This is a genomic window from Bosea sp. F3-2 (assembly GCF_008253865.1).
Taxonomy (GTDB): domain Bacteria; phylum Pseudomonadota; class Alphaproteobacteria; order Rhizobiales; family Beijerinckiaceae; genus Allobosea.
Genome location: NZ_CP042331.1, coordinates 580,395 through 593,512 on the forward strand (window position 1 = coordinate 580,395; position 13,118 = coordinate 593,512).

Sequence of the window (13,118 nt, forward strand, 5' to 3'; positions counted from 1 at the left end):
CAGGCCCATGAAGATCAACGATCCAGCCGTCCTTGCCGAAGTCGAAGCCGCCTTCGCCGCCTACGAGAAGGCGCTGACCACGAACGATGTCGAGACGCTCGACCGGCTGTTCAGGAACGCGCCGGAGACGCTGCGCTATGGCGTTGGCGAGAACCTCTACGGCTATGCCGAGATCGCGGCGTTCAGGGCAGGGCGCTCGCCCGCCGGATTGATGCGGATGCTGGAACGCACCTGGATCACCACCTATGGCGATGATTTCGCCACCGCCAACACGCTGTTCCGGCGCGAGAGCATGCCCGGCAAGGTCGGGCGCCAGAGCCAGAGCTGGGTTCGGTTCCCGGAAGGCTGGCGCGTCGTGGCCGCGCATGTCAGCATCATCCCCGAGTAGCGGCGGCTTGCTCACCCGCACCGAGAACCTGCGCCTGCAGCTTGCTGACGAGATCGTCTCGGGTCTGCTCGCCCCCGGCCAGGCGCTCGATGAACAGGAACTGGCAAAACGCTTCGGCGTCTCGCGCACGCCGGTTCGCGAGGCGATCCGGCAACTCTCCGCCTCCGGGCTGGTGCAGGTCCGGCCGCATCGGGGTGCGTTCGTCGCGCTGCCGACTCGGGATCAGCTTCACGACATGTTCGAGGCGATGGCCGAGCTGGAAGCGCTGTGCGCCGGGTTTTCCGCTCGCAACATGACCACGGCCGAGCGCCACATGCTGGACGCGATCCACCAGGACCTGCGTGGGCTGGTGCATGAGGGCGATCCGCTGCGCTACCACGAGCGCAACGAAGCCTTTCACGGTGCGATCTACGTCGGCGCCCATAACGGCTATCTGGCCGAGATGACCGTGATGACCCGCAACCGCGTCGCGCCGTTCCGGCGCGCCCAGTTCCGCACGACCGGCCGTCTGGCCGAGTCGTGGCGGGAACACGACCTGGTCGTGCAGGCGATCCTGCGCGGCGACCGGCAGGCGGCGGCCGAGGCGATGCGCGCCCATCTCGGCTTCGTCCGCGATGCGTTCCGCAGCTATGCCGGGGCGGGCTGAGCCGCCTGCGCGGCGACGAAGGCCCGCCAGCCGCCGAAATCGGTGACGTCCTGCGCATCGTCCGTCGCAACCGCCTCGCACAGGAAGCCCTTGACCCGCGTGCCGTCGGCCAGCGCCAGCGTGCCGATCCCCAGCGGCGCGGGGATGCCGGCGACGAAGCGGCCGAACCCCTCCGGCGGCAGCGACCAGACCTCGACGGCGATCGGCCTGCCACCGGCCGCGACGCGCACCAGGCCCGGCCGCATCGGCGGGCCGCCCGGCAAGGCGTAGAGGCGGTAATCGGCGCTGGTCGTCGCGGTACGGACGAAACTGCCGCCCAACGCCGTCAGTTCGCCGTTGAGCGGCATGCCGGACAGATGGGCGCCGACGACCGCGATCTCGATCTCTCCGGGCGAAGATGCAGCCGGCCATTCCGGCGCAGCCGGCATCGGCAGGCCGGTCGCGCCGAGCGGCAGGCCGGCAGCCGCGTGGAGAGCCCGGCCGAAGCCGGCGAGCGCCGCATCCCGACCTGCCGGCGCGATCAACGTGACGCCCCTGGCCGTTCCGTCGCTCTCCAGGGCGGCCGGCACCGCCAGCGCGGCGAGATCGAGCAGGTTCACGAAATTGGTGTAGCGGCCGAGCATGGAATTGGCGCCGATCGGGTCGGCCGCCATCTCGGCCAGCGTCGCCGGACGCGGGGCCGTCGGCACCATCAGCATATCGACGGTCTTCATCGTCGCCTTCGCAGCAAGCGAGAGCTCCGCCAGGCGATAGCGCGCGGCGAAAGCCGCGGCGGCATCCGGAAGCGGTCCGCCGGCGATCACCTGCCGGATCACGGGCAGGATCGCCTCCGGAGCGCGCTCAAAGAGATCGCGGATGGCGAGCCAGCGTTCGGCCACCCAAGGACCGTCATAGAGCAGCCGCGCCGCTTCGTAGAAGGGCGCGAAGTCGAGCGGAACGATCTCCGCGCCCAGCGCGGCCGCGCGGTCCAGCGCCGCCTCGTAGCTCGCCTCAGACAGGCCGTCGCCGGCGAAGTCGCGCTCGGCAGGTCCCGGCACGCCGATGCGGATGGCAGGCGGCGCGGAGCCGGGCCGGCCGAGCGGCAGCGACCGGGAGAACGGGTCGGCAGCATCGGGTCCCGCCATGACCTCGAGGACGGCCCAGGCGTCCTCGACCGTCAGGGCGAAGACCGAGACGCAATCGAGCGTGCGGCATGCCGGCACGACGCCGGCGCTCGGCACCAGCCCGACGCTCGGCTTCAGCCCGACGATGTTCTGCAAGCCGGCCGGAACGCGCCCCGAGCCCGCCGTATCGGTGCCGAGCGCGACCGGCACGATCCCGGCAGCGACCGCGCTCGCCGAGCCGGAACTTGACCCGCCGGGCACGAGATCGGCGCGCAGCGCGTTGCGCGGCGTCCCATAGGGCGAGCGCGTGCCGTTGAGCCCGGTCGCGAACTGGTCGAGATTGGTCTTGCCGATGACGATAGCGCCCTCGGCCCGAAGCCGAGCGACGGCGCTGGCATCCTGCGCCGGCGTATAGGCGAAGGCCGGGCAGGCAGCGGTGGTCGGCAAGCCGGCGACGTCGATATTGTCCTTCACGGCCACCGGGATGCCCCAGAGCTTGCGCCCCCGCGGCCCCTCCGCCTGCAGCCGCTCCGCCTCGGCGAGGACATCGGCTTCCGCGCGCAGCGCGATGAACATCGCCGGATCGCCATGCGCCCGCCAGCGGACGTAGCAGCCTGCCACGGTCTCGCGGAGAAGCCGTGTCCCCGCCCGATGCGCGGCCAGAAGTTCGGTCAAGCTCAGCATGCGGCTCCTCCATCAGGCTGCCCAAACGACGGGCACTTCCCGCCGGCATGCATGCAAGAGTTGTGCGCGCTGCCCGCTGGCGACGTCGGGCGGCGCCGTGCTCGCGAGGGACGGAGCGATCTCCCCAGCTCCCCGGTGAGCGGGCACGCCCCTTGCACAGCCCCGGCATCCATCGCCAGGGAGCCGCCATGGGCAGCCTCGTCGTTCCGGCTCGTCCTTCACCCTTCGCGTTCCAGCCGGCGCGGACAGCGCTGCTCATGATCGACATGCAGCGGGATTTCCTCGAGCCCGGCGGCTTCGGCGAAGCGCTCGGCAACGACGTCTCGCGGTTGCGCGCCGCGATCGCTCCCTGCCGGGCGCTTCTCGACATGGCGCGAGAGGCCGGCCTCTTCGTCATCCACACGCGCGAGGGCCATCGCGCCGATCTTTCCGATGCGCCGTCCGCCAAGCTGGAGCGATCTCCTCCCGAGAAGCGCATCGGCGCCTGCGGCCCCATGGGCCGCATCCTGGTGCGTGGTGAGCCGGGCCACGACATCGTCCCGGAACTCGCGCCGCTCCCCGGCGAGCCCGTCATCGACAAGCCCGGCAAGGGCGCGTTCTACCAGACCGATCTCGAACTGATGCTGCGCAACCGCAGCATTGCGTCGCTGGTCGTCGCCGGTGTCACCACCGAGGTCTGCGTGCACACCACGATCCGCGAGGCGAACGACCGTGGCTATCGCTGCCTCGTGCCGGGCGATGCCTGCGCTTCCTATTTCGCCGAGTTTCACGAGGTCGGGCTGCGGATGATCGCGGCCCAGGGCGGCATCTTCGGCAGCGTCACGACCAGCGCCGAGATCCGAGCGGCCTTCATGGCCGCGGCAGATCGCACAGAGGGAACGACAGCATGACGACGGGCAGCGGTTCGCCGGGCGGGTTCGATCCCGCCCGTCATCTCGAGGTGATGGCGCCGACGCTGGGCCTGACCATCGGCGAAGAGCAGAAGCCGGTCGTGCTGCAGTTCCTCGCCATCGCCCACAGCATGGCGCGGATCGTCGATGCGGCGCCGCTCGCGGACGACAGGCTGGAGCTGGCGCCGAATTTCCGTCCCGGCCTCCCGGGGGATGGCCGATGAGCGACGCCTTTGTTCCGGCTCACGAGGCCGCGCGCCGCATTCGCGATGGCGAAGCCACGGCCGAGGAGGTGGTGACCGCGGCGCTCGCCCGCATCGCCAGGCTCGATCCACAGGTGAACGCCTTCACCGATGTCACGACGGAACGCGCCCTGGAGCAGGCGCGCGGAACCGATCTCGCGCGCTCGCGCGGAGAACCGCTCGGCCCGCTGGCGGGCGTGCCCTTCGCCGCCAAGAACCTGTTCGACATCGCCGGCCTGCCGACGCGGGCCGGCTCCAGGATCAACCGCGAGCGGCCGCCGGCCTCGCGCGACGCCGTGCTGGTCGAGCGCCTCGGCGCAGCCGGCGCGATCCTTCTCGGCGGCCTCAACATGGGCGAGTATGCCTATGACTTCACCGGCGAGAATGCCCATGACGGCCCCTGCCGGAACCCGCATGACCTTGCGCGGATGGCCGGTGGCTCCTCTTCCGGCTCAGGCGCTGCAACGGCCGCCGGTTTCGTGCCGATCGCGCTCGGCTCGGACACCAACGGCTCGATCCGCGTTCCCGGCTCCCTCTGTGGCGTCTTCGGGCTGAAGCCGACCTATGGGCGCCTGCCGCGCACGCGCTCCTTCCCCTTCTGCGACTCCCTCGACCATCTTGGACCGCTGGCGCGGGACGTGACCGACCTCGCTCTCGCTTATGATCTGATGCAGGGCCCCGATGCGGGTGATCCCGCCTGTGCGCAGCGGCCGATCGAGCCGACAATGCCGCAACTGCATGCTGGTGTCGCGGGGCTGCGCATCGCCGTGGCGAGTGGATATTTCGCGACCGACGGCATGCCGGAAGCCGAAGCTGCGGTCGCGACGGTCGCGAAGGCGCTCGGAGCCAAGCCCGGCCTCGACATCGCGGGCGCCGCGATCGCGCGCGCGGCGGCTTTCCTGATCACCAACGTGGAAAGCTCCAGTTTCCATTTGCCGCGCTTGCGGGAGCGCGTCGACGATTTCGACCCCGAGACGCGAGATCGTTTCCTGGCGGGCGCTCTGTTGCCGGCCGCGTGGTACGTCCAGGCCCAGCGTGCCCGTCGCTGGTTTCATGACGAGATGATAGGGCGCTTCGCCGATGTCGATCTCATCCTTGCGCCGGCTACGCCATGCCCCGCGCCGCTCATCGGCCAAAAGACCCTGGAGGTGAGGGGTGAAACCCTGCCGCTGCGCCCCAGCTTGGGGCTGTTCACGCAGCCGATCTCCTGCATCGGGTTGCCCGTCGTCGTCGTACCGGTTCAGGGGGCTGGGCTCCCGATCGGTGTCCAGCTCATCGCGCCGCCGTGGCGCGAGGATATTTGCCTGAGAGCCGCCTATGCACTGCAGGTCATGGGGGTTTGCCGCGCCGCTGGTTCAGAGGAGATCGAAAGCCTTCCCTGAACCGCACTCGACGACCGCCCGCATCGAGTACCAGGCCATGTCGCCCACGGCGCCCATCGGCTCGTCGGTCGGGTCGAAGCGGATATTCTCCCGATCCGAGAAGGGGAAATAGAACATGGTATGCAGTGAGCCGGGAAAGCCGATCAGCTCGGCGAGGGGAGGGGACGACGGTCTGGCCTCACGCGGCGTCCGCGCGAGGCTTGCGGGGCGCCGGCTTGCCGCGCTCATGGTTGGCCTACTTCAGGCGACGCAACAGTTCTTTCGCGACGTCCGGGGCTGAGGCGGGATTTTGACCGGTGATCAATTCACGGTCGGTGACGACGTATGAAGTGTAGGGAACGGTGTTGCTCTGGTACTTGGCACCAGCATCATGAAGCGCTGTCTGCGGGTAGAACTTCATCTCGCCGCCGTTGAGCTGGCCCTTCGCGATGTCTTCTTCCTGGTTGCTGATCACCGTCATCCGGTAGCCGGCATAGATCCAATTCCGCGCCTTTGCCGAACCGTTGGTCTCAAGTCCACGGACAAAAACTTGGGCGTCCGGCATGGCCGAAAGCAACGCGATGGGGCCATGGCAGGCCAGAGCCGTGGTCTTGCCCTTGTTGTGGAAGTCAGCGAGAAGCCTTCCCAGTTCCGGACTGACCAGCAGGTCCTGCATCGGTGCGTGACCACCGGGGACATAAACCGCGTCGAAATTGTCGTAGCCGATCTGCTCGACCCGGGCGAGGCTGACAACCGGTGAATCGCTCTTTGATGTGAGCTTGAGCTTGTCGAGTAGGGCGCTGCTCTCGCGCATCGCCGCTTCGTCACCGCCGAAATGCATCTTGTCCACCGAGGACTTGTCCAACGTCGGCGCCATGCCGTTGGGAGTGGCAAAAGTGATCCGATGGTTGGCATCAAGCAGCGCCTTTACCGGCTGCATCAGTTCATTGAGGTAGAAGCCGGTTTCGAGGACTTTGCCGTCCTTCAGGTCGAGGTGATCGGAGTCCGAGAGGACGACCAAAACATTCCCAGCGTAGGCGCTGGCAGTGCTGAGGCTGAGCGCCAGCGCGGCGGCGGCGGCGATATGGAATGGTTTCATCTTTAATCTCCAGGCGAACGCCATCCACCGCCCTTCCGGGCGGATAGGCCATCGCCATGAATGCTGCTCGATCAGTTAGTTGGCGGTCAGGAGGTCGCGGAGGGCCTCACCCACACCGGTCGCCGATTGCGGATTCTGGCCGGTAACCAGCCTGCCGTCGACAATCACCTTGGCAGTCCAGTCGGGAGCCGCGTGGTGATACGCACCGCGCTCGGTAAGCGTGCTGGCAAGCAGGAAAGGCACGACCTTATCGAGCTTGACCGCGCGCTCCTCGTCGTCGGTGAAGGCTGCGACATTCTTGCCGGCGACAAGATGCGCTCCGTTGCTGAGCGAGACATTTACCAGCGCGGCTGGGCCGTGGCAGACGGCGGCAACGACACCGCCGGCCTCGAAAATGGCGCTGGTGACGCTGTTGACAGCCGGGCTCGTCGGGAAATCCCACATCGCGCCATGGCCGCCGGCAAAGAAGATTGCGGAGTAACGTTTCGGATCTGCATCGGCGAGGCGCAATGTCTGGCGAATGCTGTTGCGGAAGCCTTCGTCGTTCCAGTAACGCGCGTTGGTCGCGTCCTTCAGATCGAGGCCATCGACCGGTGGCTCACCGCCTTCGATAGAAGCGAATTCCACAGGAATACCAGCTGCCTCGAGGACTGCCAGAGGATGTGTAACTTCGCCGAGGAAGAAGCCGGTCGGCTCGCCGCCTTCTCCCTTTTCGCCGTGACTGGTTAGGACAAACAGGACAGGTTTTTGTCCCTGAATTGCACTAGGCATGAACTCTCTCCTGATTGAAACGACGGATGCGCGAAGCGACGTCAGCTCAGAGGAGAACTATTTCTGCTCTGTGGGGCGATAAAGATCAGTTCAAGGAATTCATTTGTTCGCCAACGAGCAAAATGGCGCGGCAGTGAGCGGAAGGGATATTCGATGGCTCTCCGGCCATCCGTCTCGCCTAGACCAAGGCCTTGCCGACGGAGGCGCCACCGTCCACGGAGATTGCCTGGCCCGTGATAAGCCGGCGTCTTCTGACAGGCGAAACTCTAAGCCGACCAAGGCGCTTTATTGTCGCCTCCATGACGAATAAATCTTCCTGGAAGGAATTGATTTATTCGTAAGGGGCAAGAATGGGTCGTCGATTTGACCACCTTGGTGACGTGGAAGCGCTCGTAACCGTCGCGGAAAAGGGGTCGATGACCGAAGGAGCGGTCGCGTTGTCGACCACGCCTTCGGTCCTCAGCCGGGCTATTACCCGACTGGAAACGCGCTTGGGTGCTCAGTTGATGCGCCGGACAACCCGACGGCTGAGCCTGACCGATGCCGGTCGTGCCTATATCGAGCAGGCGCGTGCCGCTTTTTCACTGATTGATGATGCGGAGCGGGCAATTCAGGGAAAAGAAGGAGAGCTGCTGACCGGCCATGTGCGTCTCAGCGTGCCTACGACCTACGGCCATTACAGACTGCCAGTCATGCTAAGTGGGTTCGCGCACGCTTATCCCGAGGTGCAGATCGAACTGAGTATCACCAATCGCAATGTCGATCTGATAGCCGAAGGCTACGATCTGGCGATCCGCCTCGGGCCTCTGCCCGACAGTGGTCTGGTCGCTCGCAAACTGGAGGATGCTCCGCTCCGCCTGGTCGCCGCTCCGGGGTATGTCGAGCGGATGGGCGTGCCTCAGTCGATTGAGAATCTGTTGGAGCACGAGTGTTTGCCCTTCGTCATGCCGAGCACCGGCCGCTGTGCACCGTGGCTATTCCACGTCGACGGTCGCGACATCGAATGGACGCCGCCTGGCCGCATTCGGGTCTTTGACGACGTGTTGGGTGTGATGTCGCTTGCGGAAAGCGGTTTGGGCATCTGCCAGACTTACGATTTCATCGTGCGCAATCGCATCGAGCAGGGGCGCCTGGTCGAAGTGCTGGAACACGCGCGGGGGCGAACACGCCCATTCTCCGTTATCTTCGCTCCGCATCGCCGGCTCTCGGCCGCTACGCGGGCGCTCATCGACTACCTCACACGAACTGCTTCAGGCGTTTGAGCCCGTCGTCGGACGAGCGCAAGCCACTGACGCGATAATATGATCCCGCACGTAGGCGACCCGGGGATGGCGCAGCGTGCCTTTGTTCCAGACGAGGTAAAGAAGGTTCTCCGGGCCTTGGCGTAGGGTGGGTAGTCCGGTCGCGGCCTATGCTCAGGCCGCCATCTCGACCGGCGCTTTTGCCCCGGTCATGAAGGAGACCGCGTCCGACATCGAATAGGTCTTGGGATCGATCACCGTCAGGCGACGGCCGAGGCGATGGATATGGATGCGATCGGCGATCTCGAAGACATGCGGCATGTTGTGGCTGATCAGCACGATCGCTACGCCGCGCCGCCGGACATCGAGGATCAGTTCGAGCACGCGCCGCGATTCCTTGACGCCGAGGGCCGCAGTCGGTTCGTCCATGATGACAACGCGCGAGCCGAAGGCCGCTGCCCGCGCCACGGCCACACCCTGCCGCTGGCCGCCGGAGAGAGTCTCCACACGCTGGTTGATGTTCTGCACCGTCAGCAGGCCGAGCTCGGTTAGCTTGTCCCGCGCGATGCGCTGCATGGCCTTGCGGTCTAGCATCCGACAAACCGAGCCGAGCACGCCCGGGCGGCGCAACTCGCGGCCGAGGAACATGTTGTCGGCGATCGACAGGCTCGGCGACAGCGCGAGCGTCTGATGCACGGTTTCTATTCCGGCGGCCTGGGCCTCCAGCGGTGAGCGGAACGCGACCTTCTCGCCATTGAGTCTGATCTCGCCTTCGTCTGGAACCAGCGCGCCGGACAGCGCACGGATCAGGGAAGACTTGCCGGCACCGTTATCGCCGATGACGGCGAGGATCTCGCCGGGATAGAGATCGAAGTCGGCATGATCCAGCGCGGTCACGCGTCCGTAGCGCTTGACCAGGCCACGAGCCTGGAGGACGGGCTCGGTCGGTTGCGTTGTTCTGAGTTCGATGGTCATGCCGACACCTTGCGGATCCATTGATCGAGGGCGACTGCGATGATGATCAGGCAACCGACGGTGAAGTCCTGCCAGAGTACGTCGGTGCCGGAGAGCGCGAGCCCATTCCGAAAAACACCGACGATCAAGGCTCCAATCAGGGTGCCGACGATCGAGCCGCGCCCGCCGAACAGGCTGGCTCCGCCGACGACCACCGCGGTGATGCTGTCGAGATTGGCTGTTTGACCGGCTTGCGGGCTGATTGACCCGATCCGTCCGATCAGGGTCCAGGCGCCGAGGGCGCAAATGATCCCGGCCAGCACATAGACGATGAAGAGGATGCGGTCCGTGCGAATGCCGGAGAGCCGCGCTGCGTCGGGGTCGTCGCCGACGGCATAGAGATGGCGGCCGAAAGCGGTGCGGTTGAGCACGAACCAGACCAGCCCGACCAGCGTCAGCATGAAAAAGGAACCGTAGGTGAAGCGGGCACCGAGCACATCCACCGGCGTTCCGAGCCACTGCAGGAACGGCGCCGTCCGTGCCACCTCTTGCGAGCGGATCGTCTCCGAGGCCGAGTACCAGAGATTGAGCGCGAAGAAGATCGACAAGGTGCCGAGCGTGACGATGAAGGGCGGTAGTCTGAACCGTGTCACCAGCGTGCCGTTGATTGCGCCGCAGCCGGCACCGGCGGCGATACCCGCCATCAGCGCGACCGGCGCCGGTATGCCCATCATGACGGCGAGCTTGCCCATGATCACTGAGCACAGCACCATGATGGCACCGACGGATAGGTCGATGCCGGCGGTGATCACGATCAGCGTCTGGGCGATCCCGATCACGCCGATGATCGTCACCTGTTGGATGATCAGTGACAGGTTGAAGGTGGATAGAAAGCGAGAGCCGACGATCATGCTGAACGCCGCGACGCCGAGCAGCAACACGATGGCGGGTACTGCGGTGGGGTTGGCGTGCAGGAAGTGCTGAAGCTTCTGCAGCGGCGACTTCGCCTGCACGTCGAACTCGGCCACCCGGGTGTCGCGTTGCTCCAGCACGGTCTCGAAGGCTTGGATGCCGGGGCGGCTATTGCCAATATCGGTCATCGTGGTTTCCTCACCGAGGGGCTGGCCTCCTGCCGCGTCGGCATGGGCTCCCCGCTTCTTTTCGGGCGCCTCCGAGGTGGGGGCGCCGGTGCTCACAGGCGATGCGCGGCCGCCAATCTGAGCCGGGCCTAGCCCCAGCACTTCTTCAGCGCGGCGGCGCTATCGATCGAGGACAGGCCGGCGACCGGTTTGTCCGTCACCAGTTCCACGCCGGTATTGACGAAATCGAGGCCTTGCGAGGCCTGCGGCTTGGCGCCGTCGGTGGCGAATTTCTTCACCGCTTCGACGCCTTTGGCCGCCATCAGCAGCGGAAACTGCATCGATGTCGCTCCGATGACGCCATCCTTCACATTGCGCACGCCCGGGCAGCCACCATCGACCGAGATGATCAGCACGTCCTTGTCGCGGCCGACCGAGCGCAGAGCCTCGTAGGCTCCGGCCGCCGCCGGCTCGTTGATGGTGTAGACCACCGAGATGCCGGGGTCCTTCTGCAGCAGGTTCTCCATCGCCTTGCGGCCGCCTTCTTCGCTGCCGAGCGTGACGTCATGGCCGACGATGCGGGCATCCTTCTCGTCGCCGATCCTGGCGGGATTGCCGATGTCGATGCCGAACCCTTTGAGGAAACCCTGATCGCGGGCGACGTCAACCGAGATCTGATTCACATTGAGATCGAGCAGGGCGATCTTGGCCGATGCCGCTTTGGCGCCGAGTGTCTTGGCGGCCCATTGTCCGATCATCTCGCCCGCCTGGAAATTGTCGGTGGCGAAGGTGGCGTCCGCGGCCGTCGGCGGATCGAGCGGCGTGTCGAGCGCAATGACCAGGATGCCGGCGGCGCGGGCCTTCTCGATGGCCGGCACGATGGCGCGTGAATCGTTCGGCGTGATCAGGATGCCCTTGGCGCCGGAGGCGATCAGGTTTTCGACGGCGGCGACCTGTCCGTCATTGTCGCCGTCGACCTTGCCGGCGAAGGAGCGTAGTTCCACGTCATGGGCCTTGGCAGCCTCCTCGGCGCCAGCCTTCATCTTGACGAAGAACGGGTTGGTGTTGGTCTTGGTGATGAGGCCGATGATCGGTTTGTCGGCCGCGCAGACGCCTTGAATCCCTGACGCAAGCGCGAGCGCGGATGCGGCGAAAAGCCGGAATGGCTGACGCATTTTTCCCTCCCTGGGACTGTTGTCGATTGGCGCGGTTCGGCCGAGCGCATGTTGTTTCTGCGACCCTATCAGGCACGAGGCGGGATGATCTGTCAATTAATAAATCATTCCGATTTATTAATTGACAGATGCCCTCGACCGCCCCCATTCTCGTGAGCGCAATGCGCCTATCCGCTTCGCGAAAAACTGAGCTGCGGACCGTGGCAATAACAACAAGAACGAGTTTTTAGGGAGTCAATGATGGGAGAGGGCGCGCCGTTCCTGGAGGCGGATGGGGCCGTCGCTGTGGTCTCGCCGGGGAGTCGAGGGACCAGTCAGACGGGTGTGCGCCTCTATAACGAGCGGTTGATCCTATCGCTCATCCGCCGTCACCGTAGTCTTGCCAAGGTTGAGATCGCCCGGCTGACCGGCCTCTCAACCCAGACTACGACCGTGATTATCAATCGGCTGGAGGCCGACGGGCTGCTGCTCCCCGGTGAGCCCCAGCGCGGCCGGGTCGGCCAGCCTTCGATCCCCTATTCGCTCAATACCGACGGTGCCTTCGGACTCGGCCTGATGATCGGCCGGCGCAGCACCGACCTTGTCCTGATGGACTTCACCGCCGGCATCCGCGCCAGACGGCGCATGATCTATCCGTTCCCGGTGCCGCAGGACATTTTGGCCTTTGCCGAACGCGAGATGCCGAGCCTGCTTGCCACGCTGCCCGGCGAACAGTGGGAGCGGATCAGCGGGCTCGGCGTCGCCATGCCCTTCGAGCTGTGGAATTGGGAGGCCGACATCGAAGTAGCGCCAGGTGCGCTCGGTGCCTGGCGGGATCTGGACGTCGCCGGGGAGCTGTCGCGCCGCTTCGCGCCATGGCCCGTGCGGCTCTGCAACGACGCGACCTCGGCCTGCGCCGCCGAACTCACCTTCGGCGCGGGACGCGCCTATCGGGATTTCGCCTATTTTTACATCGGCGCCTTCATCGGTGGCGGCATCGTGCTCAATGGCAGTCTGTTCCCCGGCCGCAGCGGCAATGCCGGGGCGCTCGGCTCGATGCCGATCATGCGGCGCGAGGCGAATGGCGAGGCGAGCCTTCAGCAATTGATCCGCACCGCCTCGATCTACCGCCTGGAGCGGAAGCTGATCGCCGCCGGACAGCGCGGCACCGACATCTGGCTGTCGCCTGACGACTGGTCGAACTTCCGCGAGCCTCTTGAAGCGTGGATCGCGGAAGCGGCCGAAGCGCTGGCACAGGCCATCGCCTCCGCCTGCGCGGTGATCGATTTCGAGGCGGTTATCATCGATGGCGCCTTTCCGATCAATGTCCGCCGGCGCCTCGTCGAGCGCGTCCGTGAGCGCCTCGCGGGCATCGACCGCCAGGGACTGACGGAGGCGACCGTGGTGGAAGGTTCGATCGGCCGCGATGCGCGCGCGATCGGCGGCGCGGCGTTGCCTCTGCTCGCCGCCTTTGCGCGCGACCACGACGTGCTGTTCAAGGATTGA

14 protein-coding genes are annotated in these 13,118 nt (G+C 66.0%); 7 read left to right on the top strand and 7 right to left on the bottom strand.

Going from position 1 to position 13,118, the window contains the following annotated elements:
- Window positions 1-7 precede the first annotated feature (7 nt).
- Both hpxZ and FQV39_RS02775 read left to right on the top strand, forming a co-directional pair.
- A complete protein-coding gene (hpxZ, locus tag FQV39_RS02770) occupies window positions 8-388 on the top strand; it encodes an oxalurate catabolism protein HpxZ (protein ID WP_149128923.1) in 381 nt (126 codons plus the stop codon).
- The gene (locus FQV39_RS02775; RefSeq protein WP_149128924.1) at window positions 366-1,034 is read left to right on the top strand and encodes a GntR family transcriptional regulator; all 669 of its coding nucleotides are present in this window, start codon (window positions 366-368) and stop codon (window positions 1,032-1,034) included. Before hpxZ ends, FQV39_RS02775 begins: the two co-directional genes overlap by 23 nt.
- Here the strand turns inward: FQV39_RS02775 and atzF are convergent.
- Window positions 1,016-2,821, bottom strand: a complete 1,806-nt coding sequence (gene atzF / locus FQV39_RS02780) for an allophanate hydrolase (protein ID WP_149128925.1) — start codon at window positions 2,819-2,821, stop codon at window positions 1,016-1,018. The two genes, FQV39_RS02775 and atzF, sit on opposite strands and share 19 nt — an antisense overlap.
- 188 nt (window positions 2,822-3,009) lie before the next feature.
- On the opposite strand from atzF, the gene FQV39_RS02785 reads away from it, so the two are divergent.
- The 3 genes from FQV39_RS02785 to FQV39_RS02795 are packed head-to-tail and all read left to right on the top strand — an operon-like array spanning window position 3,010 to window position 5,335.
- Complete coding sequence (locus FQV39_RS02785; protein ID WP_149128926.1) at window positions 3,010-3,711, top strand: cysteine hydrolase family protein; 702 nt, start codon at window positions 3,010-3,012, stop codon at window positions 3,709-3,711.
- A complete protein-coding gene (locus FQV39_RS02790) occupies window positions 3,708-3,935 on the top strand; it encodes a DUF4089 domain-containing protein (RefSeq protein WP_149128927.1) in 228 nt (75 codons plus the stop codon). Before FQV39_RS02785 ends, FQV39_RS02790 begins: the two co-directional genes overlap by 4 nt.
- The gene (locus FQV39_RS02795; protein WP_149128928.1) at window positions 3,932-5,335 is read left to right on the top strand and encodes an AtzE family amidohydrolase; all 1,404 of its coding nucleotides are present in this window, start codon (window positions 3,932-3,934) and stop codon (window positions 5,333-5,335) included. The genes FQV39_RS02790 and FQV39_RS02795 overlap by 4 nt, the downstream gene beginning before the upstream one ends.
- Here FQV39_RS02795 and FQV39_RS33005 read toward each other — a convergent pair.
- From FQV39_RS33005 to FQV39_RS02810, 3 genes are all read right to left on the bottom strand, one after another.
- The gene (locus tag FQV39_RS33005) at window positions 5,309-5,563 is read right to left on the bottom strand and encodes a hypothetical protein (RefSeq protein WP_248313214.1); all 255 of its coding nucleotides are present in this window, start codon (window positions 5,561-5,563) and stop codon (window positions 5,309-5,311) included. The two genes, FQV39_RS02795 and FQV39_RS33005, sit on opposite strands and share 27 nt — an antisense overlap.
- Window positions 5,564-5,570: 7 nt before the next feature.
- Window positions 5,571-6,413 (bottom strand): type 1 glutamine amidotransferase domain-containing protein, encoded by an 843-nt coding sequence (locus FQV39_RS02805; RefSeq protein ID WP_149128929.1) that lies wholly within the window; start codon window positions 6,411-6,413, stop codon window positions 5,571-5,573.
- 75 nt (window positions 6,414-6,488) lie between these two features.
- On the bottom strand, window positions 6,489-7,184 hold the full coding sequence (locus tag FQV39_RS02810; RefSeq protein WP_149128930.1) for a type 1 glutamine amidotransferase domain-containing protein: 696 nt from the start codon (window positions 7,182-7,184) through the stop codon (window positions 6,489-6,491).
- Between the two features lie 350 nt (window positions 7,185-7,534).
- Between FQV39_RS02810 and FQV39_RS02815 the strand changes: the two genes are divergently transcribed.
- Window positions 7,535-8,446, top strand: coding sequence for a LysR family transcriptional regulator (locus tag FQV39_RS02815; RefSeq protein WP_149128931.1), 912 nt, complete (start codon window positions 7,535-7,537; stop codon window positions 8,444-8,446).
- A 153-nt stretch (window positions 8,447-8,599) separates the two neighbouring features.
- Here FQV39_RS02815 and FQV39_RS02820 read toward each other — a convergent pair whose 3' ends face one another.
- The 3 genes from FQV39_RS02820 to FQV39_RS02830 all read right to left on the bottom strand — a co-directional run bounded on the left by FQV39_RS02820 (window position 8,600) and on the right by FQV39_RS02830 (window position 11,633).
- On the bottom strand, window positions 8,600-9,421 hold the full coding sequence (locus FQV39_RS02820) for an ATP-binding cassette domain-containing protein (RefSeq protein WP_187640142.1): 822 nt from the start codon (window positions 9,419-9,421) through the stop codon (window positions 8,600-8,602).
- Complete coding sequence (locus tag FQV39_RS02825; protein WP_149128933.1) at window positions 9,397-10,479, bottom strand: ABC transporter permease; 1,083 nt, start codon at window positions 10,477-10,479, stop codon at window positions 9,397-9,399. Before FQV39_RS02825 ends, FQV39_RS02820 begins: the two co-directional genes overlap by 25 nt.
- A 128-nt stretch (window positions 10,480-10,607) precedes the next feature.
- Window positions 10,608-11,633 carry a sugar ABC transporter substrate-binding protein gene (locus FQV39_RS02830; protein WP_149128934.1) on the bottom strand — a complete coding sequence of 342 codons (1,026 nt, stop codon included), beginning with the start codon at window positions 11,631-11,633 and terminating at the stop codon, window positions 10,608-10,610.
- Between the two features lie 237 nt (window positions 11,634-11,870).
- Here FQV39_RS02830 and FQV39_RS02835 point away from each other — a divergent pair, with 237 nt between their 5' ends.
- Window positions 11,871-13,118, top strand: a complete 1,248-nt coding sequence (locus FQV39_RS02835; protein WP_472840618.1) for an ROK family transcriptional regulator — start codon at window positions 11,871-11,873, stop codon at window positions 13,116-13,118.